General features: G+C 59.9%; 25 protein-coding genes. 14 read left to right on the top strand and 11 right to left on the bottom strand.

Going from position 1 to position 26,979, the window contains the following annotated elements; genetic code table 11:
• Positions 1 to 106: 106 nt before the first annotated feature.
• The 7 genes from folK to dksA form a co-directional block, all read right to left on the bottom strand.
• Entirely contained in the window at positions 107 to 592 is a 486-nt protein-coding gene (folK, locus tag ASE80_RS15945; RefSeq protein ID WP_056859765.1) for a 2-amino-4-hydroxy-6-hydroxymethyldihydropteridine diphosphokinase, read from the bottom strand.
• Positions 593 to 594: 2 nt separating this feature from the next.
• Positions 595 to 1,998, bottom strand: a complete 1,404-nt coding sequence (locus ASE80_RS15950; RefSeq protein WP_056859766.1) for a polynucleotide adenylyltransferase PcnB — start codon at positions 1,996 to 1,998, stop codon at positions 595 to 597.
• 708 nt (positions 1,999 to 2,706) lie between these two features.
• Positions 2,707 to 4,137 (bottom strand): sigma-54-dependent transcriptional regulator, encoded by a 1,431-nt coding sequence (locus ASE80_RS15955; RefSeq protein ID WP_056859767.1) that lies wholly within the window; start codon positions 4,135 to 4,137, stop codon positions 2,707 to 2,709.
• A 22-nt stretch (positions 4,138 to 4,159) separates the two neighbouring features.
• Complete coding sequence (locus ASE80_RS15960; RefSeq protein ID WP_162238851.1) at positions 4,160 to 7,114, bottom strand: sensor histidine kinase; 2,955 nt, start codon at positions 7,112 to 7,114, stop codon at positions 4,160 to 4,162.
• Complete coding sequence (locus ASE80_RS30770) at positions 7,098 to 7,274, bottom strand: hypothetical protein (protein ID WP_003176118.1); 177 nt, start codon at positions 7,272 to 7,274, stop codon at positions 7,098 to 7,100. Before ASE80_RS30770 ends, ASE80_RS15960 begins: the two co-directional genes overlap by 17 nt.
• Before the next feature lie 62 nt (positions 7,275 to 7,336).
• On the bottom strand, positions 7,337 to 8,224 hold the full coding sequence (gene gluQRS, locus ASE80_RS15970) for a tRNA glutamyl-Q(34) synthetase GluQRS (protein ID WP_056859769.1): 888 nt from the start codon (positions 8,222 to 8,224) through the stop codon (positions 7,337 to 7,339).
• A 95-nt stretch (positions 8,225 to 8,319) separates the two neighbouring features.
• Positions 8,320 to 8,760, bottom strand: coding sequence for an RNA polymerase-binding protein DksA (gene dksA / locus ASE80_RS15975; RefSeq protein ID WP_026083092.1), 441 nt, complete (start codon positions 8,758 to 8,760; stop codon positions 8,320 to 8,322).
• Positions 8,761 to 9,081: 321 nt separating this feature from the next.
• Here dksA and ASE80_RS15980 point away from each other — a divergent pair, with 321 nt between their 5' ends.
• Positions 9,082 to 10,254 carry a pyridoxal phosphate-dependent aminotransferase gene (locus ASE80_RS15980; RefSeq protein ID WP_056859770.1) on the top strand — a complete coding sequence of 391 codons (1,173 nt, stop codon included), beginning with the start codon at positions 9,082 to 9,084 and terminating at the stop codon, positions 10,252 to 10,254.
• On the top strand, positions 10,254 to 10,967 hold the full coding sequence (sfsA, locus tag ASE80_RS15985) for a DNA/RNA nuclease SfsA (RefSeq protein WP_056859771.1): 714 nt from the start codon (positions 10,254 to 10,256) through the stop codon (positions 10,965 to 10,967). Before ASE80_RS15980 ends, sfsA begins: the two co-directional genes overlap by 1 nt.
• Here sfsA and ASE80_RS15990 read toward each other — a convergent pair.
• The gene (locus tag ASE80_RS15990; RefSeq protein ID WP_056859772.1) at positions 10,964 to 11,281 is read right to left on the bottom strand and encodes a Rieske (2Fe-2S) protein; all 318 of its coding nucleotides are present in this window, start codon (positions 11,279 to 11,281) and stop codon (positions 10,964 to 10,966) included. The genes sfsA and ASE80_RS15990 overlap by 4 nt on opposite strands.
• Positions 11,282 to 11,437: 156 nt before the next feature.
• On the opposite strand from ASE80_RS15990, the gene ASE80_RS15995 reads away from it, so the two are divergent.
• From ASE80_RS15995 to ASE80_RS16005, 3 genes are read left to right on the top strand one after another with little or no spacing between them, the layout of a single operon-like run.
• Positions 11,438 to 12,316, top strand: coding sequence for a heme/hemin ABC transporter substrate-binding protein (locus ASE80_RS15995; protein WP_056859773.1), 879 nt, complete (start codon positions 11,438 to 11,440; stop codon positions 12,314 to 12,316).
• Positions 12,313 to 13,350: a FecCD family ABC transporter permease gene (locus ASE80_RS16000; RefSeq protein ID WP_056859774.1), complete on the top strand. Its 1,038-nt coding sequence runs from the start codon at positions 12,313 to 12,315 to the stop codon at positions 13,348 to 13,350. Before ASE80_RS15995 ends, ASE80_RS16000 begins: the two co-directional genes overlap by 4 nt.
• The gene (locus tag ASE80_RS16005; RefSeq protein ID WP_056859775.1) at positions 13,350 to 14,117 is read left to right on the top strand and encodes a heme ABC transporter ATP-binding protein; all 768 of its coding nucleotides are present in this window, start codon (positions 13,350 to 13,352) and stop codon (positions 14,115 to 14,117) included. The genes ASE80_RS16000 and ASE80_RS16005 overlap by 1 nt, the downstream gene beginning before the upstream one ends.
• 243 nt (positions 14,118 to 14,360) lie before the next feature.
• Here ASE80_RS16005 and ASE80_RS16010 read toward each other — a convergent pair whose 3' ends face one another.
• From ASE80_RS16010 to ASE80_RS16020, 3 genes are all read right to left on the bottom strand, one after another.
• Positions 14,361 to 14,633, bottom strand: coding sequence for a TfoX/Sxy family protein (locus tag ASE80_RS16010; RefSeq protein ID WP_017139226.1), 273 nt, complete (start codon positions 14,631 to 14,633; stop codon positions 14,361 to 14,363).
• Positions 14,634 to 14,837: 204 nt separating this feature from the next.
• Positions 14,838 to 15,182 (bottom strand): pentapeptide repeat-containing protein, encoded by a 345-nt coding sequence (locus ASE80_RS16015; protein WP_056859776.1) that lies wholly within the window; start codon positions 15,180 to 15,182, stop codon positions 14,838 to 14,840.
• A gap of 93 nt (positions 15,183 to 15,275) precedes the next feature.
• Complete coding sequence (locus tag ASE80_RS16020) at positions 15,276 to 16,832, bottom strand: bifunctional aminoglycoside phosphotransferase/ATP-binding protein (RefSeq protein WP_056859777.1); 1,557 nt, start codon at positions 16,830 to 16,832, stop codon at positions 15,276 to 15,278.
• Positions 16,833 to 16,950: 118 nt separating this feature from the next.
• Here ASE80_RS16020 and mrcB point away from each other — a divergent pair, with 118 nt between their 5' ends.
• From mrcB to msrQ, 9 genes are all read left to right on the top strand, one after another.
• Positions 16,951 to 19,275, top strand: a complete 2,325-nt coding sequence (mrcB, locus tag ASE80_RS16025) for a penicillin-binding protein 1B (RefSeq protein ID WP_056859778.1) — start codon at positions 16,951 to 16,953, stop codon at positions 19,273 to 19,275.
• A gap of 16 nt (positions 19,276 to 19,291) precedes the next feature.
• Positions 19,292 to 20,029: a tetratricopeptide repeat protein gene (locus tag ASE80_RS16030; protein WP_056859779.1), complete on the top strand. Its 738-nt coding sequence runs from the start codon at positions 19,292 to 19,294 to the stop codon at positions 20,027 to 20,029.
• Positions 20,029 to 20,358 (top strand): YqcC family protein, encoded by a 330-nt coding sequence (locus ASE80_RS16035; protein WP_056859780.1) that lies wholly within the window; start codon positions 20,029 to 20,031, stop codon positions 20,356 to 20,358. The genes ASE80_RS16030 and ASE80_RS16035 overlap by 1 nt, the downstream gene beginning before the upstream one ends.
• 431 nt (positions 20,359 to 20,789) lie before the next feature.
• Entirely contained in the window at positions 20,790 to 22,514 is a 1,725-nt protein-coding gene (locus ASE80_RS16040; RefSeq protein ID WP_056859785.1) for an acetolactate synthase 3 large subunit, read from the top strand.
• A 2-nt stretch (positions 22,515 to 22,516) separates the two neighbouring features.
• Entirely contained in the window at positions 22,517 to 23,008 is a 492-nt protein-coding gene (gene ilvN / locus ASE80_RS16045) for an acetolactate synthase small subunit (RefSeq protein WP_003176102.1), read from the top strand.
• A gap of 47 nt (positions 23,009 to 23,055) precedes the next feature.
• A complete protein-coding gene (gene ilvC / locus ASE80_RS16050; protein ID WP_056859781.1) occupies positions 23,056 to 24,072 on the top strand; it encodes a ketol-acid reductoisomerase in 1,017 nt (338 codons plus the stop codon).
• A 144-nt stretch (positions 24,073 to 24,216) separates the two neighbouring features.
• Positions 24,217 to 25,074, top strand: a complete 858-nt coding sequence (gene pssA / locus ASE80_RS16055) for a CDP-diacylglycerol--serine O-phosphatidyltransferase (RefSeq protein ID WP_056859782.1) — start codon at positions 24,217 to 24,219, stop codon at positions 25,072 to 25,074.
• 63 nt (positions 25,075 to 25,137) lie between these two features.
• A complete protein-coding gene (gene msrP, locus ASE80_RS16060) occupies positions 25,138 to 26,151 on the top strand; it encodes a protein-methionine-sulfoxide reductase catalytic subunit MsrP (protein ID WP_056859783.1) in 1,014 nt (337 codons plus the stop codon).
• Positions 26,151 to 26,771, top strand: a complete 621-nt coding sequence (msrQ, locus tag ASE80_RS16065) for a protein-methionine-sulfoxide reductase heme-binding subunit MsrQ (protein ID WP_056859784.1) — start codon at positions 26,151 to 26,153, stop codon at positions 26,769 to 26,771. Before msrP ends, msrQ begins: the two co-directional genes overlap by 1 nt.
• Positions 26,772 to 26,979 lie beyond the last annotated feature (208 nt).

Here is a 26,979-nt window from a genome sequence, read left to right on the forward strand (position 1 = left end):
GCCTGCATGCGGATACTACTGATCAGACTAAATGCCATGCTGCGAGACGGTACAGAATGGCGCTGACGGACGGTAGGTTAAGACAGTTGCTCCCACATTGACCGGGTCAGTCTTGGGGCAGGCGCTCCAGGCCGATAAACGGGCAGGCTGCCAGCAGTTCGCTGAGTGTTTGGCCATTGGGCAGTTGCAGGTCGGCGGGCGCCAGTTCTGCCAGCGGGTACAGCACGAACGCGCGTAGATGCATCTGATAGTGCGGCACCTTGAGGCGCGGCGCGTCGATCAGGCGCTGGCCAAACAGCAGAATATCCAGGTCCAGGGTGCGCGGGCCCCAGCGTTCCAGGCGCTCGCGGCCCTGGTCGTTCTCGATGGCTTGCAGCGCATCGAGCAGGTCCAGTGGCGCAAGATCGCTGTCCAGCGCGGCGACCGCATTGGTGTAGCGCGGTTGGCCCGGGAGCAGGGAGTCACTTTGATAGAACGCCGACACGCCAACGAGGGCCGTGCCGGGCAATTGCGCCAGCGCTTCGACAGCGCTGCGTAATTGCTGGTCCGGGGCAGCGAGATTACTGCCCATGCCAATGTAGATACGTTCCACGTTTATTCGCCCGCAGCGCCCGAGGCATCGGCCGCGCTGCGTTTGCGCTTGGTGCCGCTGCGCCGACGTTTTTTCGGGCCGGCGCCTTCACCATCGCCTTTGCTGCCGAGGTCACGAATCATGTCGCGGCGTTGGCTGTCATTGGCGTCCTGGTAATCGGTCCACCATTCGCCCAGGCCGTCGGTCTGCTCGCCGGCGCTTTCGCGCAGCAGCAGGAAGTCATAGCCGGCACGGAAGCGCGGGTTGTCCAGCAACAGGTCGGCGCGTTTGCCACTGCGGCGCGGCAGGCGCTCCTGCATGTCCCAGATCTCGCGGATCGGCATGGTGAAACGTTTGGGAATCGCAATGCGCTGGCACTGTTCGGCGATCAGCTCGTGGGCAGCTTCCTGCATGGCCGGAATCGGCGGCATGCCACGGTCCTGCAGACGCAGCACGCGTTTTGGCAGGGCCGGCCACAGCAGGGCGGCAAACAGGAACGCCGGCGTTACCGGTTTGTTCTGCTTGATGCGCAGGTCGGTGTTGACCAACGCTTCGCTGATCAGCGTGTGGGTGTACGTCGGGTTGTATTCCAGTGCCTCAGCGCTGGCCGGGAAGAGTGGATCGAACAGCTGCAGGTCGACCAGCATTTCGAACGTGTCGGCGGCATAACCGGAGAGGAACAACTTCAGCACTTCTTCGAACAGGCGCGCCGAAGGGATTTCCCGCAGCATCGGCGCCAGCTCGCGAATCGGCGCAGCGGTGTGTTTCTCGATGCCGAAGTTCAGCTTCGCGGCAAAGCGCACGGCGCGCAGCATGCGTACCGGGTCTTCCTGGTAACGCTGCGTCGGGTCGCCGATCAGACGGATCAGGTTGTTGCGAATGTCGTGTACGCCATTGGCGTAATCGAGGATGCGCTCGCTGACTGGGTCGTAATACAGGGCGTTGATGGTGAAGTCGCGGCGCTGCGCGTCTTCTTCCAGGGTGCCGTACACGTTGTCACGCAGGATGCGGCCGCTCTCGTTGCGGGAAGACTGATTGGTGTCTTCCTCATCATCGTTTTGCGGATGGCCTGCGCGGAACGTCGCGACCTCGATGATTTCGCGACCAAAGTGGATGTGCACCAACTTGAAGCGGCGACCGATGATTCGCGCATTGCGAAACTCGGCACGCACCTGCTCCGGCGTGGCGCTGGTGGCGACGTCGAAATCCTTGGGCGTGATATTGAGCAGCATGTCACGTACGCAGCCGCCCACCAGATAAGCCTGGTAGCCGGCGTTCTGCAAACGTTCGACGATGTTCACTGCATAACGGCTGAATTGAGCGCGCTGCAATGAATGCTGATTGCTGTTAAGCACTTCAGGCGTGCTGCGAATGTGTTGCGTACGACGCAAGGGGGAACGGAATGACTGGAACAACTTCTTCAGCATGGGATGCACTGTTTGAAGGAATGTTCGGCCATAACGAAGAATGACCGCATGATGGGCGGGGATTCTAGCATTTAGTCGAGGGATGGTGTAGGAACAAGCTGCAAGGCTTGAGCCAGAAGCTTAAAGAAAGGTGTGAGCGGGTCAAATGGCGGAAACTACAAGGGGAGCCGAAGCTCCCCCAGAAGTAGTTGCGTGCTCTATTTTTATTATGGTTGCGGGCTTTTTGTTTTTGTTGATCGCCCTCGCCATGAAGCTTCACCTTCATGACACTCCCAATCGGGAGCCAAGAGCAAACGGATTGCTTTGGTCGCTGTGTTGCTGATCTACGATCCAACCAGTTCAGGCTCTGCCTTAGGGCAGTTTTTGTTGTTCTCGGCCTGGTTGCGGGGCAAGCCCCAAATGCAACGCCTCTCCAAAAGAATCAGTTAGCTGCGCCTCCGCCGTGTTGTTTTTGTTATGCGTGAGTCGATTCGTCTTATTTTTATTGTCTTGTACAAAGCTTGTTATTGTTTTTGTACTAAGCATATAGCAGGGTGCGTGCCAACTTTTGTGCCGCCCAGCAAAACCGGGGGGTTGAACCGGTTTTGGCTTTTGGAGGGGCGAAAAAAAGCCGGGGCTTCGTTACCGTAAGCCCCGGCTTCTGTTACGTGAAAAAGCTGCGGTAACAGTTTTTTCACATCTGAGGGTGTTACCTGTGGGGGCACGCCCTCAGCTTTCGCTGGCCACCCCGGTTTTGCGCCGTGGAATGCCCAGGCGTTGGCGGCGTTCCCACAGGCACTTGCGGCTCACGCCCAGCTTGCGCGCCAGTTCGGTCTCGGTCATATGGTCCTGATGCTCAAGCACGAAGTGCTGGAAGTAGTCTTCCAGTGACAGATCTTCGGTCGGCTCATGGCTGGTATTGCTGCCACCGCCCTGTTGCGGGGCCAGGCCGATGAAGTCGTCGTCTTCCAGATCGCTCAGCTCGATATCGATACCCAGCAGCTCGGCGGAAATGTCCGGGCTCTCCGACAGAATCACCGCACGCTCGACCGCGTTCTCCAGTTCACGCACGTTACCCGGCCACGAGTAATGCCGAATCGCCTGCTCGGCGTCGGCGGCAAACTTGAGGTCGGTACGGTTGATGCGCGCGCTCTGGCGCAGCAGAAACGCGTTGGCGATCTCATTCACGTCGGCACCGCGCTCGCGCAGGGCCGGCAGCTTGAGGGCGATGACGTGCAGGCGGTAATACAAGTCTTCCCGGAACTGGCCGATCTTGGCCAGGCTCTTGAGGTCACGGTGGGTCGCGGCGATCAGGCGCACATCGACCTTCTGTGATTGCACCGAGCCGACGCGGCGAATCTCGCCTTCCTGCAACACGCGCAGCAGGCGCGCCTGAGCTTCCAGAGGCAGTTCGCCAATTTCGTCGAGGAACAAAGTGCCGCCGTCCGCCGCTTCGACCAACCCTGCGCGCCCGGCGCTGGCGCCGGTAAACGCACCTTTCTCGTGGCCGAACAGTTCGGACTCGATCAGCGATTCGGGGATCGCCGCGCAGTTCACCGAAATCATCGGTGCCTTGGCACGCTTGGACAGGTTGTGCAGGGCGCGGGCCACCAGCTCTTTACCGGTGCCCGACTCGCCCTGGATCAATACATTGGAATCGGTGGGCGCCACTTTGCGGATCTTGCTGTAAAGATCCTGCATCGGTGGGCAGGAGCCGATGATGCCGATCTCGCCGTTGCTGTTGTCGACACCCGGCTTCTCGGCAGCCTTGCCGGCAGGACGCTGCTCGGCCGGCGCACTGCCAGCCGACTGACGGTCACGCAGGATGCGCGCCACGGCCTGGAGCATTTCGTCGTGATCGAAAGGCTTGGCGATGTAGTCCACCGCGCCCATCTTCATCGAGTCCACCGCCGAGCGCAGGCTGGCATAGCTGGTCATGATCAGTACAGGCGTGCCCTGGCCAAGCTTGATCAGCTCGGTGCCCGGTGCGCCCGGCAGGCGCAGGTCGCTGACAATCAGGTCGAACGTGGGAATGCTGAAACGCTCTTGGGCTTCCTGCACCGAGCCGGCTTCGCTGACCTGATACTGATTACGTTCAAGCAGGCGACGCAAGGCAGAGCGGATAATGGTTTCGTCTTCGACGATCAAAATGTGCGGCATTGATTCAATTCTCTCGACGGTCTCAGTTCACAGCGGACGTCGCTTCGACATGACGCGGCAAGGTCACCCGAATACGGGTGCCGCGTTGGCTTTCGGTGTCAGCCGGGCTGTCGATGGTGATTTGTCCATAATGCTCTTCAACGATGGAATAGACCAGTGCAAGGCCCAGACCGGTACCTTCACCCGGGTCCTTGGTGGTGAAGAAAGGTTCGAACAATCGGTCCATGATGTTCTGTGGAATACCGCTGCCTTCATCCTCCACGATCAGGTCGACCGTGTGCTCGAAAGCCTCGCTCTTGACGCGTACCGCACTGCCGGCAGGAGTTGCGTCACGGGCGTTTGAAAGCAGGTTGATCAACACCTGCGCCAAGCGTTGGGAGTCGCCGTCGACCCAGTGGTCCGGGTCGCACAGGTTAAAAAACTGTACTTCGAAATTGCGCCGGTTCAAGGCCAGCAGCCCAATGGCATCCTGCGCCACTTCCGCCAGGCACACCGCTTCGTCCAGGTTCTGATGCGCGCCGGCGTGGGCAAAGCTCATCAGCGACTGCACGATGCGTGAAACACGCTTGGTCTGTTCGAGGATCTGCCCGCTGATTTCGGTGATTTCGGCGTCTTCTTCGCGCTCTTCGCGCAGGTTTTGCGCCAGGCACGCGATACCGGTGATCGGGTTGCCGATTTCATGGGCCACACCCGCGGCCAGGCGACCAATGCTGGCCAGGCGCTCGGAGTGCACCAGCTTGTCTTCGAGCATCTGGGTTTCGGTCAGGTCTTCCACCAGCAGCACCAGGCCACTGTTACCGGGTGCCAGCGGCTCGTCGATCGCGGCTTTGTGCAGGTTGAGCCAGCGGGTCTGGCCGTCCAGCGCCAGGTGCTGTTTGTGCAAGTGCTCGTCGGGCAGGTTGATAAAGCCTTGCAGCAGTTCTTTCCAAGGGTCGCCCAAGGTGTTCAGGCGTGAACCCACAACACGTTGTGCGGCGATACCGGTGAGTTCTTCCATGGCCTTGTTCCACATCAGGATCTCTTGATCCTTGGCCAGGGAACACACGCCCATCGGCAGTTCCTGCAGGGTCTGGCGATGGTAGCGGCGCAGGGCGTCGAGTTCGGCGGCAAGGCCGGTGAGGCGTGAGTGGTAGTCCTCCAGCCGGCTCTCGATGAAATGGATGTCTTCGGTGACGTAGTTTTCGCCGCCGGCCTTGTAGGGCAAGAAGGTTTCCACCATGTCCTGGGACACGCTCGGGCCCATCAGGCCGGACAGGTTGGCCTCAATGCGGTCGCGTAAACGGCGCAGGGCATACGGGCGGCGCTCGTCAAACGGCAGGTAAAGGTCGCGCAGCGCCTGCTCGACTTCCTTTTGCGCAGCCTTGGCGCCCAGCGGCTTGGCCAGTTGGGTGGCGAACTCTTGCGGTGAGGCCGCGTGCAGCTCGCGGCGTTGCGGGCGCCGCACGTTGTCCACCGCGCAGGCCTCGGCGGCGCTGGTCTCTTCGGGGCTGGCGTTGGTGAACAGCGAGATCAGGGTAAACATCAGCACGTTGGCGGCCAAGGAGGCGATCGCCGCCATGTGCCAACTGGTGTCGTCCAGCACGTAGATCATGTTCAGCAGCGGAATATAGAAGCCCTGCAAGTTGCCGACCAGCGGCAGCAGCATGGTCACCATCCACACCAGAATGCCTGCCAGCAGCCCGGCGATAAAGCCGCGACGGTTGGCGGTCGGCCAGTACAGCACCGACAACACGCCCGGCAAGAACTGCAAGGTCGCGACGAACGCGACGATGCCGAGGTTGGCCAGGTCTTGCCCAGCGCCCAGCAGCAGGTAGAAGCCATAGCCGGCCATGATGATGGCGACGATCAGCGCGCGGCGCGTCCATTTCAGCCAGCGGTAGATATTACCTTCGGCTGGCGGCTGATACAGCGGCAGCACCAAGTGATTGAGCGCCATGCCGGAGAGTGCCAGCGTGGTGACGATGATCAAGCCACTGGCTGCCGACAAACCGCCGACGTAAGCCAGCAATGCCAGGGATTTGCTGTTGGCGGCAATACCGACGCCAAGGGTGAAGTATTCGGGGTTGGTGGTGGCGCCGAGCTTGAGGCCGGCCCACAGGATCAGCGGCACCGCCAGGCTCATCAACAGCAGGAACAGCGGCAAACCCCAGCTTGCACTTACTAACGAGCGCGGGTTGAGGTTCTCGGTGAAGGTCATGTGGTACATGTGCGGCATCACGATGGCCGAGGCAAAGAACACCAGCAGCAACGTGCGCCATGGGCCTTCCTGCAACGGGGTGTGCAGGGCGGCGAGGGCGGTCTGGTTTTGCAGCAGCCACAGCTCCAGCTGCTGCGGGCCGTCAAACACGCCATACAGCGCATACAGGCCGACGCCGCCGATGGCGATCAGCTTGATCACCGACTCGAAAGCAATCGCAAACACCAAGCCTTCGTGCTTCTCGCGCGTGGCGATATGGCGTGAACCGAAGAAAATCGTGAACAGTGTGATCAGTGCGCAGAAGGCCAGGGCAACGCGGTGCTGCACCGGTTCGCGGGTGAGGATGCTGATGGAGTCCGCCACCGCCTGGATCTGCAGGGCCAGCAACGGCAGCACGCCGATCAGCATGAAGATCGTGGTCAGCGCGCCGGCCCAAGTGCTGCGAAAGCGGAAGGCAAACAGGTCCGCCAGGGACGACAGCTGATAGGTGCGGGTGATTTTCAGGATCGGGTACAGCAACACCGGCGCCAGCAGAAACGCGCCGGACACGCCCAGGTAGCTGGACAAAAAGCCGTAGCCATACTGATAGGCCAGCCCCACGGTGCCATAAAATGCCCAGGCGCTGGCGTAGACGCCCAGGGACAAGGTGTAGGTCAACGGATGGCGAATGATCGGCCGCGGAATCATTCCGCGCTCACTGATCCAGGCAACCCCGAACAACGCGGCCAGGTAGGCGGCGCTGATCAGCAGCATCTGGGTGAGGCTAAAGCTCATCGGCATCTTTTTGGCTCTGCAGGATGAAGGTCACGACGATCAGGATCAGCCACAGCAGATAAGGGCGATACCAGGCGCCCGTGGCGTCGATCCACCAATCCATGATGGCGGGGGAAAACAGGTAGATCCCGACGACCAGCAGCAGGACCAATCGATAGATGTACATGTTGGCCTCTGATTAAAAAACTGCCGCGATGGTAACGGATGCTTGGCAAGCTGCAAGCGCCTTCAACTCAATTGCGCTTCGGCCAGCGTGAGTGTGCGCGGGATCTGGCTGGCATCCCAGTGTGCAATGCCCCAATCCAGCAGTTCCCGTGGGCTGGCGTGCAGCAGTTCGTTGCCGGGTTGCTGGCCGAGGGCGCGCAGCGCTCTTAATAGCAAAGGTGTGGCCTGGCCTTGTGTCAACGGCGGCGAGCGGTAGGATTTGCCCAGCTTGTTGCCGTCCGGCTGAGTGATCAGCGGCACGTGCAGGTAGCGCGGCTGGCGCAGGCCCAGCAGTTCCTGCAGGTACAACTGGCGCGGTGTGGAATCGAGCAGGTCGGCGCCGCGTACGATGTCGGTGACACCTTGCCAGGCATCGTCGAGCACCACCGCCAGTTGGTAGGCATACAGGCCATCGCGACGGCGGATGATGAAATCGCCCACATCACGGCCCAGGTGCTGTCGGAATTCGCCTTGCACGCGGTCGGTAAAGTGATACTCCAGCTCCGGTACGCGCAAGCGGATCGCCGCGTCTTGCTGCTCATGCCCGAGGTTGCGGCACAAGCCTGGATAGATGCCGTGGTAGGGCTCCAATTGTTTACGCGAGCAGGTGCAGGCGTAAGCCAGGCCGTGGTTGAACATGTCGTTCAAGACTTTGGCGTAGGCCTCATGCCGCTCGCTTTGCCGGACCAGTTCCCCGTCCCACTCGAAGCCATAGCTTTCCAGGGCGTGCAGGATTGCCGCCTGGGCGCCGGGTTCTTCACGGGGTGGGTCGAGGTCTTCCATGCGCATCAACCAGCGGCCGTGATTGGCGCGGGCATCGAGGTAGGAGGCGAGGGCGGCAACCAGCGAACCGAAGTGCAGGTGGCCGCTGGGCGTGGGGGCGAAACGCCCGATATAGGTAGAGGCTGTCATGGGCCGGATACTACTGGAAAACCACTGAACGCCAGAAACAAAAATGGAGCGTTTGCACGCTCCATTTTTTGTTTTCCGCATTCAGCCCGGCAGGATTACTTGCCGACCTGTTTTTCCTTGATTTCAGCCAAGGTCTTGCAGTCTACGCACAGGTCCGCGGTTGGGCGGGCTTCCAGGCGACGAATACCAATCTCGACGCCGCAGGATTCGCACCAGCCGTATTCCTCGTCTTCGATCAGTTGCAGCGTTTTGTCGATTTTCTTGATCAGCTTGCGTTCACGATCACGGGCGCGCAGTTCGAGGGCGAATTCCTCTTCCTGACTGGCACGGTCTGCCGGGTCCGGGAAGTTGGCTGCTTCGTCCTTCATGTGGTCAACCGTGCGGTCGACCTCTTGCATCAAGTCCTGCTTCCACTTTTGCAGGATCTTGGTGAAGTGCTGGCGCATGGGCTTGCCCATGTACTCCTCACCCTTCGCTTCGACGTAAGGTGTGAAGCCACTGAGGCTCTGCTGCTGTTGCTTTGCTTGGGTGGACATGAATAGACCGCCTCTCACTCTTCTAATCCATTGCGCAGGATTGCAACGTCACCGACACCTGCCGGCCCTGCGGCTGCAAGCGGGCGAACTTACCAGATAGATTCGGGGTGCGCCACTCCCGGTTGTCGAGGCCCAACGTGGCAGGCTTGCAAACTGTCATAGCCCGCCATGGCTGGGTATAGCGTGTCTCGAAGGTTGATTTTAGTCGTTTTGCCGGCGCTTGCTCGGTTCATCACGGATGACCGAGCAGGCAATAGAGCATGTTTTACCGCGCGGGTTCGGTAGAATCCGAATTTTGTCCTCACCGTCTAAGGAAGGCTAATGGCTCAGCCCTACAGTGCGCGCAGTCGCGCCATCGAACCTTTTCACGTTATGGCGTTGCTGGCGCGAGCCAATGAGCTGCAGGCGGCCGGCCATGATGTTATCCACCTGGAGATCGGCGAGCCGGATTTCACCACGGCCGAGCCGATTATCCAGGCCGGCCAGGCCGCACTGGCCGACGGCAAGACGCGCTATACCGCGGCCCGTGGGCTGCCCGAGTTGCGCCAGGCCATCAGTGGTTTTTACCAGCAGCGCTACGGCCTGAGCGTCGACCCTGAGCGCATTCTGATCACGCCCGGTGGCTCTGGCGCGTTACTGCTGGCCAGCAGCCTGCTGGTCGATCCGGGCAAGCACTGGCTGTTGGCCGACCCAGGCTACCCGTGCAACCGACATTTCCTGCGGCTGGTGGAAGGCGCTGCGCAGCTGGTGCCGGTTGGCCCGGACGTGCGCTACCAATTGACCGACGAGCTTGTGGCCAAACACTGGAACGCAGACAGCGTTGGCGCGCTGGTTGCTTCGCCGGCCAACCCGACCGGCACGATTCTCAACCGCGACGAACTGGCGGGGTTGTCGAGTGCAATCAAGGCGCGTAACGGTCATTTGGTGGTGGACGAGATCTATCACGGCCTCACCTATGGCACCGATGCCGCCAGCGTGCTGGAGGTCGACGACGAGGCCTTCGTCTTAAATAGTTTTTCGAAGTATTTCGGCATGACCGGCTGGCGCCTCGGCTGGCTGGTGGCGCCACCGGCGGCGGTGGGCGAATTGGAGAAGTTGGCGCAAAACCTCTACATCAGCGCGCCGAGCATGGCCCAGTACGCGGCGCTGGCGTGTTTCACCGAGCAAACCCTGAGCATTCTGGAAGAGCGCCGCGCCGAGTTCGGGCGCCGCCGGGATTTCCTGCTGCCAGCCTTGCGCGAGTTGGGTTTCGGCATCGCCGTAGAGCCCGAAGGCGCGTTCTACTTGTATGCCGATATCAGCGCGTTCGGCGGTGATGCCTTCGCGTTTTGCCGTCATTTCCTTGAAACCGAGCATGTGGCGTTTACGCCGGGCCTGGATTTTGGTCGTTATCAGGCCGGCCACCATGTGCGTTTTGCCTACACGCAAAACCTCGATCGGCTACAGGAAGCGGTGGAACGCATCGCCCGTGGCTTGCGGAGCTGGCAAGGCTGATGCGCTTTAATCCTCCCCTCGAAGAAGGGCGGCTGATCCGCCGCTACAAGCGCTTTCTCACCGACATCGAAACGCTGACCGGCGAATTGCTGACCATTCACTGCCCCAACACCGGCTCGATGCTCAATTGCATGGTGGAGGGCGGCCAGGTCTGGTTCAGTCGCTCCACAGACCCCAAGCGCAAGTTGCCGGGCACCTGGGAAATTGCCGAAACGCCCCAAGGCCGGCTGGCGTGCGTCAACACTGCGCGCGCCAACCAATTGGTGGAAGAAGCGTTGCGCGCCGGGGTGATCACTGAGCTCAACGGTTTTACTGCCCTGAAGCGCGAAGTGCCTTATGGCCAGGAAAAAAGCCGTATCGATTTTCGCCTGGATTACCCACACGGCGCGGCCTATGTGGAAGTCAAAAGCGTCACCCTGGGCTTTGACGGCTCGCCGGTGGCGGCCTTTCCCGACGCGGTGACCCAGCGTGGCGCCAAGCATTTGCGTGAATTGGCGCACCTGGCGCGTGAGGGCGTGCGTGCGGTGCAGTTGTATTGCGTGAACCTGTCGGGGATCGACGCCGTACGCCCGGCGGTGGAAATCGATGCGGGCTACGCCGCTGCGTTGCGCGAGGCCAAGGCGGCTGGCGTGGAGGTGTTGGCCTACGGTGCGCGGGTCACGCCGCAGGAAATTATCATCGACCGGCGCCTGGACGTGATGATCGGCGACTAGAGTTCAACCCACAGGCCATGCGCGTCTTCACGGCCGGGCAGGGCTTTAAGGCTTTGGCCCGCGCATGGCCCGGCAATGCACTCGCCGCTTTCGATCAGGAACAAGGCGCCGTGGGTGGCGCACTGGATCAGGCTGGCGCTGCTGTCCAGGAACTGGTCAGGCTGCCATTCCAGCGGGATGCCGCGATGGGGGCAGCGGTTGAGGTAGAAGTAGGCAACGCCGTCACGGCGCACGGCCATTACTTTGCAACCGTCTATTTCAAAACCGCGGCTGCTGTCGGGCGCCAGTGCATCCGAGGGGCAGAGAAACTTCATAACGATCCTTAAGTGCCTTGACGTTCAAATGCAAACAATTATCAAATGCCGGCTTCACCCGTTAGCTGATTGGGTGCTCTGTACGATGCCAGACAGGGTTTATCTGTCACATCCATGAGTGCTTGAGTAGCCCCGCCCTTGGAAGGAAACCCTGTTATGCGCCTGAGTACCAGCGCTATTGCGCTTGTTGCCTCACTGCTGGTCAACCATGGAGCGTACGCCTCTGAACTGCCGCAACGCTGGGTCAGTGCCGGTGGGGCGCTATCGGAATGGGTCACGGCGCTGGGCGGGGAGTCAAGGCTGGTGGGCGTGGATACCACCAGTCAGCACCCTGAATCGCTCAAGGCATTGCCGAGCATTGGTTACCAGCGCCAATTGTCCGCGGAAGGAATTTTAAGCCTGCGCCCGCAGGTGTTGGTGGGCACTGAAGAAATGGGGCCGCCGCCGGTGCTGGCGCAGATTCGCGGTGCGGGCGTGCAGGTGGAGATGTTCTCGGCCGAGCCGGATTTGCCGACATTGAAAGGCAACCTTCAGCACCTGGGCAAGCTGTTGGGTGATGAAACCAAAGCCAACGAATTGTTTGCCGGATATGAACAAAAGCTGGATCAGCAGAAAGCCTGGGTCGCCAAGGCCCAGGCCACGCAGAAGGCGCCGGGTGTGCTGCTGTTGCTCGGGCATGCAGGCGGCAAACCGCTGATCGCGGGCAAGGACACGGCCGCCGATTGGCTGTTGCAGCAGGCGGGCGGGCATAACCTCGCGACCCACACCGGCTATAAGCCGTTTTCGGTGGAGTCGCTGGCCGGTCTGAGCCCCGATGTGCTGGTGTTTGCTGATCGTGCCCTCACCGGCGATGCGGCGCGGGCGGCCTTGTTCAAGGAAAACCCGATTCTGGCGTCAACGCCGGCGGCTAAAAATGGCCGCGTGTTTGAGCTGGACCCGACCCTGCTGGTCGGTGGGCTTGGGCCGCGTTTGCCGCAAAGCCTGGTGCAACTGTCTGCCGGGTTTTATCCGTCTCAGGCTAAACCTGCCCAATGACGACTCTGGTTAAACCGAAAACGCTGTTTATCGGGCTGGCGCTGTTATGCCTTCTGGCAACCTGGCTTTCATTGGCGTTGGGGCCGGTCAGCCTGCCGTTGCTGGATACGCTCAAGGCCGCCTTGCGCCTGATGGGCGTACCGATTGAAGCCCAAGGCCTGGAGCAGGCCGAGCTGATCCTGGGGCAGATTCGTTTGCCGCGAACCTTGCTGGGTTTGGCGGTGGGCGGTGTGTTGGCATTGTCGGGCGTGGCGATGCAAGGCTTGTTTCGCAATCCGTTGGCCGATCCGGGGTTGGTCGGTGTGTCCAGCGGCGCGGCGCTGGGTGCGGCTATTGCGATCGTCGGCGGTTCTTTTTTTGGTGGCCTGCCGGATGCGTTCGGGCCTTATCTGTTGTCGTTGTGCGCATTTCTCGGCGGCTTGGGCGTCACTGCCCTGGTTTATCGCCTGGGGCGCCGCAACGGCCAGACCAACGTTGCGACAATGCTGCTGGCCGGTATTGCGCTTACCGCCTTGGCCAGTTCGGCGGTGGGGTTGTTTACCTATCTGGCCGATGACGCCACCTTGCGCACCCTGACCTTCTGGAACCTGGGCAGCCTCAATGGCGCGAGCTATTCGCGGCTGTGGCCATTACTGTTGGTGAGCGCCGGTGTGGCGCTGTGGTTGCCGCGTCGGGCAAAAGCCTTGAATGCACTGCTGCTGGGTGAGTCCGAGGCCAATCACCTTGGTATCGATGTTGAAGGGCTCAAGCGTGAACTGGTGTTCTGCACAGCTCTCGGTGTGGGCGCAGCAGTAGCGGCGGCGGGCATGATCGGGTTTGTCGGGCTGGTGGTGCCGCATCTGGTGCGCTTGTTGGCCGGGCCGGATCATCGGGTGTTGTTGCCGGCGTCTGTGCTCGCGGGTGCGAGCCTGTTGCTGTTTGCTGACCTGGTGGCACGCCTGGCGCTTGCACCGGCTGAACTGCCGATCGGCATCGTGACGGCCTTTATCGGCGCGCCGTTTTTTCTTTATTTGTTGTTGCGAGGGCGCGCCTGATGCTGCGAGTAGAAGCGTTGCAGGTCCGGCGTGGCGATAAAACCGTGCTGGCGGATGTCACCCTGGACTTGCTGCCGGGTGAAGTGCTCGGTGTGCTCGGCCCTAACGGAGCAGGCAAGAGCACGCTGCTCGGTGCGTTGTGTGGCGAGCTGAAGCCGGATCAGGGCAAGGTGTGGCTGGATCAGCAAGCCTTGACGGACTGGAGCGGGCCGCAACGAGCCCAACGTTTGGCAGTGTTGCCGCAGACTTCCACGCTGGATTTCGCATTCCGTGTCGAGGAAGTTGTAGGCATGGGCCGCTTGCCCCATCAGACCGGACGCGTGCGTGATGACGAAATCATCCAGGCGGCGCTGCACGCGGCAGACGTGGGCCATTTGAGCGGGCGCAGCTACCTGGCGTTGTCGGGTGGCGAACGCCAGCGTGTGCATCTGGCGCGAGTGTTGGCGCAGTTATGGCCGGGGGAAGCCGGGCAGACGCTGCTGTTGGATGAGCCGACCTCGATGCTTGACCCCTTGCACCAACACACGACCCTGCAGGCTATACGTACATTCGCTGATCGCGGCGCTGCGGTGCTGGTGATTCTCCATGACCTGAACCTGGCGGCGCGCTATTGCGACCGGATTCTGTTGCTGGAGCAGGGGCGCCCACACGCGCTGGACACACCGGCGCAGGTGATGCGGCCTGAGCCACTTAAAGCGGTGTTTGGTTTGGAGGTGTTGGTACAGCCGCACCCGGAGCGTGGTCATCCGTTGATCATTGCGCGCTGAATCGGCTTTTTTACAGGTAAAAAAAGACCCGGCAAGAGCCGGGTCAAATAACCGTGATTAGCCTGATGAGGAGATAATCTGAGAGTCCGAACCAATGGTCTTTCAGTTATCGGCTGATCTCGCGACCAGTTGTGATAATCATAACGATTCTCATTTGAGAGTCAACCTCTGTTTTTCAACGATCTACGGTTTTTCTCAAACACACGTTCGAACTGCCCGTAAACATTGGGAGTTCTTGCAGACCTAAATCTTCTGACGCGCTGAAATCGCCTCCAGCTGACGGTTCAATGCCTCCTTGCGCTCCGTCGGGATGTCGTTCCAGTGCACGTCCATCAAGGCTCCTTCGATTGCATACAGCAGCACTTTCGAGGCCCGAAACCCGCGAGTGCGCACGGCTCGGTAGGCATCGACAGCTCCCAGGCGACGTAAGTCGGACGCACTGTGGATGCCCACCGCATGCAGCCACTGCGCCGACGTCTTGCCCAGGTTTTTCAGGTGTTGCAGCTCATCGTTCATCAAGCCTCCTTGCGACGGCCGAATGGTGCGGTGGGTATCGTGACCAGGCAAGCCTGAAAAGGAGTGTAGCGCTCAGTAGGAAAAGCGTGGTTCTTTGGTCAGGAACGGCTGAAAAGCTTATAAGAATTTTTAAGGATATTGCCGACAAGCGGGCAGGAGGCGCCCGCTACGCGTGAGGCGTAGCTGGGGGCCAGAAAGACGAGGTTACTTGGTGCGGTAGCGCAAGCGAGTGCCGAAATTGACCGACATAAGGATTTCGTCAGCCGTGAGTTCGGGGGAGAAGTAGGTGCCGGAAATCTGCGCGTGGGCCAGGCTGGCGCCTTCCAATGAGCACTCGCGCAGGTCCAGGCCGCGCAGGTCGGCAGAGCGGAAGTAGGCGTCGGTGAAATCCACGCCCGTGGCGTTCAGGTCACGCAGGTCCAGGCCGCGGAAGTCGCCACCGCGCATGTCGATGGTGCCGTCTTTGGGGCGCTCCTGGTTGAAGCCGCGGATGTCGTCTTTATGCAGGAGTGCGTAGAGCGGAGTATCAAGAAGCTTGGGCTGACTCATGACGGCGACTCCTGTTGGAATTATGACGCCATTATAGTGCCACTATTGCTCGGTCGTGCACCGAAGATCGGTGACACGACCAAGAAATATTTCTTACAGGCCGGGCAGGCGCTGGCGAATGTGCGCTACCAGTGCGTCGAGTGTGCCGCTCTCGTTGGTTTCCACGCGTTTGCTCAGTAGCAGTTCTTCGGCGGTCAGCGGGTCACGGTTGGCCTGTTGCTCTTCGATAATGGTGAGTGTCGCGTCGGAAGGATCGTTTTTATCCGCCTGACGTTGCGCCAGCCAGCTGGCGATAACGGCTTGCGGTGCGTTGCAATCAAGGATCAGGAAAGGCGCGCCGGTGGCCTCGGCAATCCTGGCGGCGGCGTTGCGTTGTGCGCTTTTCAGGAAGGTCGCGTCCAGCACTACCGGGTAGCCAGCACGCAAGACGGTATCGGCGATTTCATTCAAGCGAGCGTAGGTGGCGGCGCTGGCTTCGGCGGCGTAGATACCGGCTTGCGGGGTGTTCTCGACCTTCTGTTCACCAAACAGGCGCTTGCGTTCCACATCCGAACGCAGGCGCACGGCACCCAAGGCTTCCACCAGGCGCATGGCCACGTGGCTTTTGCCGACGGCCGAAACACCGTGGGTTATTGCCAGGAAGCGCGACGGAATGGTGCTGTAGCTTTCCGCCAGGTTGGCGTAGTTGCGGTATTGGCGCAGGGTGGTGGCGCGTTGCACCGGGCTGGCCTCGCTTGGCATGCTGAACAGCGACACCTTGGCGCGCACCAGTGCACGGTAGGCTTTATAGAAGTTCAGCACCTCCAGGCCCTGATAATCGCCGGTCAGCTCCAGGTACTGGCTGATAAAACGGCGCGCCAGGGATTTGAGGCCGCGGTCTTCCAGGTCCATCGCCAGGAAGGCCGTGTCGGCATACACATCGGTGAAGCGGAACGGCTCGTTGAACTCGATGCAGTCGAAGATCACTACTTGGCCATCGATCAAGGTGGCGTTGCCCAAGTGGATATCACCGTGACATTCGCGAGTGAAGCCTTCGAGCTTGCGCTGGGCCAGCAGTGGCTTGAGGCGTTCGAAGCTGGCTTCGGCCCAGGCTTGCAGGGCTTCGAGCTGGGCCAGGTCGGCCTTGTCGCTGAGGAACGGGCGAATCTGGTCGAAGTTCTGGCGAACCGGCGCCATCACTTCATCCGGCGTGCCGGCGGGGTGGTCTTGCGGCACTTTCGGGGCGCTGAGGTGGAAGTGCGCAATCTGCTTGGCCATGTCGTCAATGTGCGCGCTGGTGACCTCGCCATTGGCTTGCAGGGTGCTGAGCAGCTGGCTTTGCGGGAATTGGCGCATTTTCAGCGCGTATTCGATGACCGGGCCATCTCCGCCCAATTGCGGGGCTTCGGCGCTGCCGGTGATTGGCAACACGTCAAGATACAAATCTTCAGTCAGGCGCTGGTTAAGGCGCAGCTCTTCGCGGCAGAAGTGGCCGCGGTCGTCCAGATGGGTGAAATCCAGAAAGCCGAAGTTCATCGGCTTCTTCAGCTTATAAGCATACGGGCCGGTCAGTATGACCCAGGAAATATGGGTCTCAATGACTTGGAACGCTTCAACCGGATGGGGATACAAAGCCGGGTTTTGCAGGGCTGCGATCAGGGACTGGCTCACGGGCGATCCTTCAAAGTCTGGGGGAAATCATGGCCGGCATTATGGCGGTTACAGTCGGTCGTGCAAACCGCTGTCCGGCTCATGTTGATCGTCAATAAAGTGCGTATAATCCGCCGCCATGACTCGAACCCGATCTCCCCGTTCCCGTAAAAAACCTCCTTCACGCGGCCTGCGCCCGTGGCTGGGCTGGGCCATCAAGCTAAGCCTGGTGGGCCTTGTGGTGCTCGCAGGCTTCGCGGTGTACCTCGACGCCGTGGTCCAGGAGAAATTCTCCGGCAAGCGCTGGACCATCCCGGCCAAGGTGTATGCACGCCCGCTGGAATTGTTCACCGGCCAAAAGCTGAGCAAGGAAGACTTCCTTACCGAACTCGACGCCTTGGGCTATCGCCGCGAACCCGTGAGCAACGGCCCGGGCGCCGCAGCGGTCAGCGGCAATACCGTCGACCTGAATACCCGTGGCTTCCAGTTCTATGAAGGCCTGGAGAAAGCCCAGCCGGTACGCGTGCGCTTCTCCGGCGATTACGTTGCCGAGCTGTCGTCGCTCAATGGCTCCAAGTTACCTGTGGTGCGCCTGGAACCGCTGATGATCGGCGGTATTTACCCCAAGAACCTCGAAGATCGCATCCTGATCAAACTCGATCAGGTGCCACCGTACCTGCTCGATACGCTGATCGCCGTTGAAGACCGCGATTTCTACAGCCACTGGGGTGTGTCGCCCAAGTCGATTGCCCGCGCCATCTGGGTTAACACTTCCGGCGGCAAGATGACCCAGGGCGGCAGTACGCTCACGCAACAATTGGTCAAGAACTTTTACCTGACCAACGAGCGCAGCCTGACCCGTAAACTCACCGAAGCCATGATGGCCATGCTGCTGGAGCTGCATTACAGCAAGCAGGAGATTCTCGAGGCGTACCTCAACGAGGTCTTTGTCGGCCAGGATGGGCAGCGTGCCGTGCACGGTTTCGGCTTGGCCAGCCAGTTCTTCTTTGGCCAGCCTTTGTCCGAATTGAAATTGCATCAAGTCGCGTTGCTGGTGGGGATGGTCAAGGGCCCGTCCTATTACAACCCGCGCCGCAACCCGGAACGTGCGCTTGAGCGCCGTAACCTGGTGCTGGACGTACTCGAACAACAGGGCGTGGCCACCGCTGAGCAAGTCGCGGCGGCGAAAAAAATGCCACTGGGTGTTACCACTCGCGGCAAGCTGGCCGACAGTTCATTCCCGGGCTTTATCGATCTGGTCAAACGCCAGCTACGTGAAGACTATCGCGACGAAGACTTGACCGAAGAAGGCCTGCGGATCTTCACCAGTTTCGACCCGATCCTGCAGATGAAAGCCGAAGCGTCGGTCAACGACACCTTCAAGCGCCTGACCGGCCGTAAAGGCTCGGATGAAGTCGAAGCGGCGATGGTGGTAACCAACCCGGAAACCGGTGAAGTGCAGGCCATGATTGGCAGCCGCCAGGCCAGTTTTGCCGGTTTCAACCGTGCGCTGGATGCGGTGCGGCCGATCGGCTCGCTGGTCAAGCCGGCGGTTTACCTCACGGCCCTGGAAAAACCAAGCAAATACACGCTGACCAGTTGGCTGTCGGATGACCCGCTGTCGGTCAAAGGGGCGGATGGCCAGGTGTGGACGCCGCAGAACTTTGATCGTCGCTCCCACGGCACTGTGTTCCTGTACCAGGGCCTGGCGCATTCCTACAACATCTCCACCTCGCGCCTTGGGCTTGAAGTGGGCGTGCCGAATGTGCTGAAAACCCTGGGGCGACTGGGCATCACCCGTGAGTTCCCGGCGTTCCCATCGATGCTGCTGGGCGCTGGCGCCATGACCCCGATGGAAGTGGCGACGATGTACCAGACCCTCGCCAACGGTGGCTTCAATACCCCGATGCGCGGCATTCGCAGTGTGTTGACCGCCGAGGGCGAACCGCTCAAACGTTACCCGTTCCAGATCCAGCAGCGCTTTGACGCGGGCTCCATCTACCTGATCCAGAACGCCATGCAGCGCGTGATGCGTGAAGGTACCGGGCGTTCTGTCTACAGCGTGCTGCCGTCGAACCTGACGTTGGCGGGCAAGACCGGCACCAGTAACGATTCGCGTGACAGCTGGTTCGCAGGCTTCGGCCAGGATGTGCTGGCCGTGGTGTGGCTGGGCCGCGACGATAACGGCAAAACCCCGTTCACCGGTGCGACCGGTGCGCTGCAGGTGTGGACCAGTTTCATGCGCAAGGCCGATCCGTTGCCGCTGAACATGCCGCAGCCGGACAACATCGTGCAGGCCTGGATTGATCCGCATACCGGGCAGGGCTCCGATGCCAACTGTCCGGGCGCGGTACAGATGCCGTATATTCGCGGCAGCGAGCCACCTGCTGGTGCTGCGTGCGGTGGCAGTGCCCCCGCTGACGCGGATTCGGTGATGGATTGGGTCAAGGGCTGGATGCATTAAGCAAAGAGGGTTTCAAGTGAACAAGTTGTGGATTCCAGCTATTACCGCCCTGGTTATGCTCGGCGGTTGCTCCAGCGTGCAGCGCGGTTCCATTCCCGTGGTGGACTCAAGCACGAACGTTTCCAATAACGACCGTATCTCGGCCACTGGCGGTTTCCGTCAGACCGTGGTCAAGCGTCCTGCCCAGGCTACGCCTCAGTCCATACCGCAGGATTCGGGTGTGGTGGTGATGGTGCCGGGCGGCGGTGCTGCGACGTCGGCGCCGATCAGTGCCGAGCCTTGGACGCCAGGGCCAAGCACATCGGGCCCGGCTGGCTCCGCGCCGATCCAGACGGCGCCGCTCAACCAGGGCACTTACAACATGCCGCCGTCGACCCCGAGCGGTATTCCGTCTTCGTCTAACGCAGGCGGCCTGTCGGCTGACGAGCAACTGGACGGGCCGGTGCTGGCTTTGCTGACCACCGCCCAGCAGCAACAATCGGGTGGTGACCTGAACGGGGCATCGTCGAGCCTTGAGCGTGCCCAGCGTGTGGCGCCGCGTGAGCCGCAGGTGCTGTATCGCCTGGCCCAGGTGCGCCTGGCCCAGGGCGACGCGCCGCAAGCCGAGCAGTTCGCCCGTCGCGGTCTGACCCTGGCCAACGGTCGCCCGGACCTGCAAGCCAACCTGTGGGCTTTGATTGGTGACGCGCGTGCCGCACAAGGCGACGCCGCCGGTGCTGCCCAGGCGCGGCAAAAAGCCAAGGTCAGCCTCTGATGGATGCACGGTTTCCGGCAATTGCCGAACAGCTGTTGCTGATTGAACGTGAGTTACGCGTGCAGGGTTGGTGGGACGAAGTGTCCCCCAGCGCTGAAGCGCTTGGCAGCGTCGAGCCGTTTTCGGTGGATACGCTGGACTTTCACCAGTGGCTGCAATGGATCTTCCTGGTGCGCATGAAGCAGATCCTCGAGCAGGACCTGCCATTGCCCAATGCTTCGGGGATCCTCGAGATGGCGGAGATGGTTTACGCCGATCGCCCGCTTGAAAGCATTGGCTTACGCAATGCGCTGAAAAAGTTCGACCAATTGATCGTCGACGCTCGTTAATTGCCTGACTGCCGGGTTTTCCGGCAGTCTTGCGCACATTTCTACCGCTTGACGACATTCAGGCGAGTTTTATCCCTCCTCAAACCCCTTTAATCTTCGTTCTCATGCGCTTAGTTGGAAAAAAGCGCAATTATTGCTTGACTTGAAGGGGCTGAAACAGAAGAATCCAAAGTCCGCTGTATCGGGACTGCCAGAAGCAGGCCCGCTCAGCAGATCATGAGGCGCATATCCGCGCCGACCTGTAACACCCGCAACGCGTTACCTCGCGCTGGGTGGGAAAAGCCCGCAACACTTGGGACGATCCCAATACTTGCTCAGTCAGTGCTGACGTAGTCGGCGACCACCGTCGCTCATGCTCTGTTGAGAAGTAAACCTATTAAGACCCGTCGGTTTTTAACGGACGGTATTCTGGCGTTTTAGAGGTGAACAACGTGGAGCTTTTATCTGGCGGTGAGATGCTCGTCCGCTTTTTGCGTGACGAAGGCGTCGACTATATCTACGGGTACCCAGGTGGTGCTCTGCTGCATGTTTACGACGCACTGTTCAAGGAACCGGCTGTTACCCACATCCTGGTTCGCCACGAACAGGCCGCGACCCATATGGCTGACGGCTACGCCCGTGCCACCGGTAAAGCCGGTGTGGTACTGGTAACCTCAGGCCCAGGCGCAACCAATGCCATTACCGGCATTGCGACTGCCTATATGGACTCCATCCCGATGGTGATCATTTCTGGCCAGGTGCCCAGCACCATGGTCGGTACCGATGCATTCCAGGAAACCGACATGATCGGTATCTCCCGGCCGATCGTGAAACACAGCTTCATGATCAAGCACGCGTCGGAAATCCCGGAAGTCATGAAAAAGGCCTTCTACCTCGCACAGTCCGGTCGCCCGGGCCCTGTAGTGGTCGATATCCCGAAAGACATGACCAACCCGGCGGAAAAGTTCGAATACGTCTTCCCGAAAAAAGCCAAGCTGCGCTCCTACAGCCCGGCCGTTCGTGGGCACTCGGGGCAAATCCGCAAGGCGGCAGAAATGCTCTTGGCGGCCAAGCGCCCGGTGCTGTACTCCGGCGGTGGCGTGATTCTGGGCGGCGGTTCTGCACCTCTGACCGAATTGGCCAAGCTGCTCAACCTGCCGGTGACCAATACCCTGATGGGCCTCGGCGCATTCCCGGGTACGGACCGTCAGTTCGTCGGCATGCTCGGCATGCACGGCAGCTACACCGCCAACCTGGCCATGCACCACGCCGACGTCATCCTGGCGGTGGGCGCGCGGTTTGATGACCGTGTGATCAACGGACCTAGCAAGTTTTGCCCGAATGCCAAGATCATCCACATCGACATCGACCCGGCGTCCATCTCCAAGACCATCAAGGCCGACGTGCCGATTGTAGGTCCGGTAGAAAGCGTGCTGACCGAAATGGTTGCGGCGCTCAAGGACATCGGCGAAACGCCGAACAAGGAATCGGTTGCCAGCTGGTGGAAGCAGATCGACGAATGGCGCGGTGACCGCGGCCTGTTCCCTTACGACAAGGGCGACGGCAGCATCATCAAGCCACAAACCGTGATCGAAACCCTGTGCGAAGTGACCAAGGGCGACGCCTTTGTGACCTCCGACGTTGGCCAGCACCAGATGTTCGCTGCGCAGTACTACAAGTTCGACAAGCCTAACCGCTGGATCAACTCCGGTGGCCTGGGCACGATGGGCTTTGGTTTCCCTGCGGCCATGGGGATCAAACTGAGCTTCCCGGACACCGACGTCGCCTGCGTGACGGGTGAGGGCAGCATCCAGATGAACATCCAGGAACTGTCGACGTGCCTGCAGTACGGTCTTCCGGTGAAGATCGTGTGCTTGAACAACGGCGTGCTGGGCATGGTTCGTCAGTGGCAGGACATGAGCTACAACAGCCGTCACTCCCATTCCTACATGGAGTCGCTGCCGGATTTCATCAAGTTGGTTGAAGCCTACGGCCACGTCGGCATGCGCATCACCGATTTGAAAGATCTGAAGCCGAAGATGGAAGAGGCGTTCGCCATGAAGGACCGCCTGGTGTTCCTCGATATTCAAGTGGATACCAGCGAGCACGTCTACCCGATGCAGATCAAAGACGGCTCTATGCGCGACATGTGGCTGAACAAGACGGAGCGTACCTAATCATGCGGCACATTATCTCCCTGCTTCTGGAGAACGAACCCGGCGCTCTGTCTCGTGTTGTCGGCCTGTTTTCGCAACGCAACTACAACATCGAAAGCCTGACCGTGGCGCCGACCGAAGACCCGACCCTGTCGCGCCTGACGTTGACGACTGTTGGCCACGATGAGGTGATCGAGCAGATCACCAAGAACCTCAACAAGCTGATCGAAGTGGTCAAGCTGGTCGACCTGTCGGAAAGTGCCCACATCGAGCGCGAGCTGATGCTGGTCAAGGTCAAGGCCACGGGTGCCCAACGTGCCGAGATCAAACGCACCACCGATATTTATCGCGGGCAGATCGTCGATGTGAGCGCCAGCGTTTATACCGTTCAACTGACCGGTACAAGCGACAAGCTGGACAGCTTCATCCAGTCGATCGGGACGGCCTCGATTTTGGAAACCGTACGCAGTGGTGTCACCGGGATTGCCCGTGGCGACAAAGTACTCAGCATCTAACCCAAATTAGTGAATGGCCTTACGGCCTGGATATATAGAGGAACCTCATGAAAGTTTATTACGAAAAAGATTGTGACCTGTCGATCATCCAGGGCAAGAAAGTCGCCATCATCGGCTACGGTTCCCAGGGCCACGCCCAAGCGTGCAACCTGAAAGATTCCGGCGTTGACGTGACTGTCGGCCTGCGCAAAGGCTCGGCCACTGTTGCCAAGGCTGAAGCCCACGGCCTGAAAGTGACTGACGTTGCTTCCGCCGTTGCCGCTGCCGACCTGGTCATGATCCTGACCCCGGACGAGTTCCAGTCTGCGCTGTACAAGAACGAAATCGAGCCGAACATCAAGAAAGGCGCCACCCTGGCCTTCTCCCACGGTTTCGCGATTCACTACAACCAGGTTGTGCCACGCGCTGACCTCGACGTGATCATGATCGCGCCGAAAGCACCGGGCCACACCGTGCGTTCCGAGTTCGTCAAAGGCGGCGGCATCCCTGACCTGATCGCGATCTACCAGGATGCATCCGGCAACGCCAAGAACGTTGCACTGTCCTACGCCGCTGGCGTTGGTGGCGGTCGTACCGGCATCATCGAAACCACCTTCAAGGACGAGACCGAAACCGACCTGTTCGGCGAACAAGCCGTTCTGTGCGGCGGTACCGTTGAACTGGTAAAAGCCGGTTTCGAAACCCTGGTTGAAGCGGGCTACGCGCCGGAAATGGCCTACTTCGAATGCCTGCACGAACTGAAGCTGATCGTTGACCTCATGTACGAAGGCGGTATCGCCAACATGAACTACTCGATCTCCAACAACGCCGAATACGGCGAGTACGTGACCGGCCCGGAAGTGATCAACGCCGAATCCCGTCAGGCCATGCGCAACGCCCTGAAACGTATTCAGGACGGCGAATACGCCAAAATGTTCATCAGCGAAGGCGCTACCGGCTACCCTTCGATGACCGCCAAGCGTCGTAACAACGCCGCTCACGGTATCGAAGTGATCGGCGAGCAACTGCGCTCCATGATGCCGTGGATCGGTGCCAACAAGATCGTCGACAAAGCCAAAAACTAAGTCGTACGCATCAAGGGAAAACGCGGCTTAGGCCGCGTTTTTTCGTTTGGGGGCGGGTTCTGGTATAAAGCTGCATCGTTTGCGGGCGAACACGCCCTGCAAGTATTTGTCGAATTCTTTTCACACCGTTGCAAGGTAAAGTCCATGACCGAACGTCCCGAAGAGCCAAACCAGGCCTCTGACGCCGAAAGCCTGCTACCGATCGATGAGCATGTCGAAGAAGGGCATGATGCGGAAGGTCGCAAGGTCCGGCATCGTGGTATCTATCTTCTGCCCAATCTGTTCACCACGGCGAACCTGTTTGCCGGGTTCTACTCCATCATCAACTCCATGAGTGCGCAAAGCGCATTGGCGGCGGGTGATGCGGCGAGTGCCAGCAAGTATTTCGGCTTTGCCGCTATCGCCATCTTCGTGGCCATGGTGCTAGACGGCCTGGATGGCCGGGTGGCGCGCATGACCAATACCCAAAGCGCTTTCGGTGCCGAGTACGACTCGCTGTCGGACATGGTGGCCTTCGGCGTTGCGCCGGCACTGCTGGCGTTTGCCTGGGCGCTGGGGGATATGGGCAAGGTCGGCTGGATGGTCGCCTTCATCTATGTCGCCGGCGCCGCGTTGCGTCTGGCGCGCTTCAACACCCAAGTGGGGACTGCCGACAAGCGTTACTTCATCGGTCTGGCCAGCCCGGCGGCGGCAGGTGTGGTGGCCGGTATCGTCTGGGCGTTCAGTGACTACGGCATTCAGGGTTCGAAGATGTCGTTCCTGGTGGCCTTGATGGTTGCAGCCGCCGGCATGCTGATGGTCAGCAACATCAAGTACAACAGCTTCAAGGAGTTTGACCTCAAGGGGCGTGTGCCTTTCGTGGCGATCCTGGTGGTTGTGCTGGTGTTTGCGGTCGTCTTCAGTGATCCGCCGCGTATTCTGCTGCTGGCGTTCCTGGTGTATGCCGCTTCGGGGCCGATTCAATACCTGTTGCATCTGCGCCGCGACAAAACATTGCCTTAATGTAATTTCCCCCATACTCCGCAGTCTATTGGTGCATCAGTTCTCCAATGCTGCGGAGTTGCCATGTTAATCAAGATCCCTAAAGCGTCCGATTGTCACGAGTCGGATGTCACGCCTGAATCCTTCTATCTTTCTCGTCGCAGCTTGCTCGGCGGTGCGCTTGCGGGCGTTGCTGCCACTGCGCTGCCGCGTTGGGCCAGTGCCGACGATGCGGCGCGTTATGCCGATGTCGAGCCGGGCAACGCCCCAGGCTGGTTTGCCGAGAAACTGCCCAATACCCAATGGCAGGCGGTTACGATAAAAGACGAAGCCATCACCCCGTTCAAGGACGCCACCCACTACAACAACTTCTATGAATTCGGTACGGACAAGGGCGACCCGGCAAAGAACGCCGGTTCACTCAAGACCGAACCCTGGAGTGTGGTGATTGATGGGGAAGTCGGTAAACCTGGGCGCTATGCCCTGGAAGACTTTATGAAGCCTTATCAATTGGAAGAGCGTATCTACCGTCTGCGTTGTGTCGAGGCGTGGTCGATGGTGATCCCGTGGATGGGCTTTCCTATTTCAGCCTTGCTCAAGCAGGTTGAGCCGACCGCTAAAGCCAAGTACATCCGCTTTGAAACGCTGCAGGACCCCAAAAGCATGCCGGGGCAGCGCTCCAGCTTCGGCTTGATTGACTGGCCGTATGTAGAAGGGTTGCGTCTGGATGAGGCAATGAACCCGTTGGCGATCCTGGCGGTGGGTATGTATGGGCGGGAATTGCCGAACCAGAACGGTGCGCCCTTGCGTCTTGTAGTGCCGTGGAAGTACGGCTTCAAGAGCGTGAAGTCGATTGTGCGGATCAGCCTGGTCAGCGAGCAGCCAAAGACGACTTGGCAAAGCATTGCGGCCAATGAGTATGGGTTCTACGCTAATGTGAATCCGACCGTCGACCACCCTCGCTGGACCCAGGCGCGTGAGCGTCGTTTGCCGAGCGGCCTGTTCAGCCCGAATGTGCGCGAGACGCAGATGTTCAACGGCTATTCGGATGAGGTCGCTTCTCTCTATACGGGCCTGGATCTGCGGAAGAACTACTGATGCGTTATCCGATCTGGCGCATTGGCGTCTTTATAGCAGCCGCGATATGGCCATTTTTCTGGCTGTACGAGGCGTGGAGTGCTGTGCTCGGGCCTGATCCGGGCAAAGTATTGATGGATCGGCTGGGGCTTGGGACCTTGATCCTGTTGCTGATCACGTTGAGCATGACGCCGTTGCAGAAGCTCAGCGGGTGGGCAGGGTGGATTGCGGTGCGCCGACAACTGGGGCTGTGGTGTTTTGCGTATGTGGCGCTGCATCTGGCCGCGTACTGCGTATTCATCCTGGGGCTGGATTGGTCGCAGTTCGGCGTGGAGCTGCGTAAACGGCCGTACATTATTGTCGGTGCGTTGGGTTTCCTTGGCCTGTTGGTACTGGCAGTGACGTCCAATCGCTATAGCCAGCGTCGGTTGGGCAGCCGTTGGAAGAAGCTGCACCGCCTGGTGTACGTGATTCTTGGGCTCGGTTTGTTGCATATGTTGTGGATTGTTCGGGCCGACCTGAAGGAGTGGGCGATCTATGCATCTATAGGGGCGCTGCTGCTGGTGCTGCGGATCCCACCAGTGATGCGCCGGATTCCCCGCCTTATTGCGAAAAAACCACTTTCTGCGACAAAAGCGTAATTAGGGATTGACGGCGTTTTATATCTGTCTATAATTCGCCCCACTTCCGGCGCAGTCGAAACGTAAAACTCCTTGGTAAACAAAGAGTTACGAAGTTTTCGGCAGGAGGTTGCTTCAGTTCATCGAAGCCAAAAGGAAGTTGAAAAAGAGGTGTTGACAGCAGCGTGTAACGCTGTAGAATTCGCCTCCCGCTAACGAGAGATCGTAA

The sequence above is a fragment of the Pseudomonas sp. Leaf15 genome (genome assembly GCF_001421425.1).
GTDB lineage: Bacteria > Pseudomonadota > Gammaproteobacteria > Pseudomonadales > Pseudomonadaceae > Aquipseudomonas > Aquipseudomonas salomonii.

What these genes read in the sequence shown, in the direction of transcription:
- ASE80_RS16010 (WP_017139226.1), bottom strand. Translation starts at nt 14,633, where the DNA reads ATGAACGATGAGCTGCAACACCTGAAAAACCTGGGCAAGACGTCGGCG.
- ilvN (WP_003176102.1), top strand. Translation starts at nt 22,517, where the DNA reads ATGCGGCACATTATCTCCCTGCTTCTGGAGAACGAACCCGGCGCTCTG.
- sfsA (WP_056859771.1), top strand. Translation starts at nt 10,254, where the DNA reads ATGCGCTTTAATCCTCCCCTCGAAGAAGGGCGGCTGATCCGCCGCTAC.
- dksA (WP_026083092.1), bottom strand. Translation starts at nt 8,760, where the DNA reads ATGTCCACCCAAGCAAAGCAACAGCAGCAGAGCCTCAGTGGCTTCACA.
- ASE80_RS16035 (WP_056859780.1), top strand. Translation starts at nt 20,029, where the DNA reads ATGGATGCACGGTTTCCGGCAATTGCCGAACAGCTGTTGCTGATTGAA.
- ASE80_RS30770 (WP_003176118.1), bottom strand. Translation starts at nt 7,274, where the DNA reads ATGTACATCTATCGATTGGTCCTGCTGCTGGTCGTCGGGATCTACCTG.
- pssA (WP_056859782.1), top strand. Translation starts at nt 24,217, where the DNA reads ATGACCGAACGTCCCGAAGAGCCAAACCAGGCCTCTGACGCCGAAAGC.
- ASE80_RS15960 (WP_162238851.1), bottom strand. Translation starts at nt 7,114, where the DNA reads ATGCCGATGAGCTTTAGCCTCACCCAGATGCTGCTGATCAGCGCCGCC.
- ASE80_RS15955 (WP_056859767.1), bottom strand. Translation starts at nt 4,137, where the DNA reads ATGCCGCACATTTTGATCGTCGAAGACGAAACCATTATCCGCTCTGCC.
- gluQRS (WP_056859769.1), bottom strand. Translation starts at nt 8,224, where the DNA reads ATGACAGCCTCTACCTATATCGGGCGTTTCGCCCCCACGCCCAGCGGC.
- ASE80_RS16005 (WP_056859775.1), top strand. Translation starts at nt 13,350, where the DNA reads ATGCTGCGAGTAGAAGCGTTGCAGGTCCGGCGTGGCGATAAAACCGTG.
- msrP (WP_056859783.1), top strand. Translation starts at nt 25,138, where the DNA reads ATGTTAATCAAGATCCCTAAAGCGTCCGATTGTCACGAGTCGGATGTC.
- ASE80_RS16000 (WP_056859774.1), top strand. Translation starts at nt 12,313, where the DNA reads ATGACGACTCTGGTTAAACCGAAAACGCTGTTTATCGGGCTGGCGCTG.
- msrQ (WP_056859784.1), top strand. Translation starts at nt 26,151, where the DNA reads ATGCGTTATCCGATCTGGCGCATTGGCGTCTTTATAGCAGCCGCGATA.
- mrcB (WP_056859778.1), top strand. Translation starts at nt 16,951, where the DNA reads ATGACTCGAACCCGATCTCCCCGTTCCCGTAAAAAACCTCCTTCACGC.
- ASE80_RS15950 (WP_056859766.1), bottom strand. Translation starts at nt 1,998, where the DNA reads ATGCTGAAGAAGTTGTTCCAGTCATTCCGTTCCCCCTTGCGTCGTACG.
- ilvC (WP_056859781.1), top strand. Translation starts at nt 23,056, where the DNA reads ATGAAAGTTTATTACGAAAAAGATTGTGACCTGTCGATCATCCAGGGC.
- ASE80_RS15980 (WP_056859770.1), top strand. Translation starts at nt 9,082, where the DNA reads ATGGCTCAGCCCTACAGTGCGCGCAGTCGCGCCATCGAACCTTTTCAC.
- ASE80_RS15990 (WP_056859772.1), bottom strand. Translation starts at nt 11,281, where the DNA reads ATGAAGTTTCTCTGCCCCTCGGATGCACTGGCGCCCGACAGCAGCCGC.
- ASE80_RS16015 (WP_056859776.1), bottom strand. Translation starts at nt 15,182, where the DNA reads ATGAGTCAGCCCAAGCTTCTTGATACTCCGCTCTACGCACTCCTGCAT.
- ASE80_RS15995 (WP_056859773.1), top strand. Translation starts at nt 11,438, where the DNA reads ATGCGCCTGAGTACCAGCGCTATTGCGCTTGTTGCCTCACTGCTGGTC.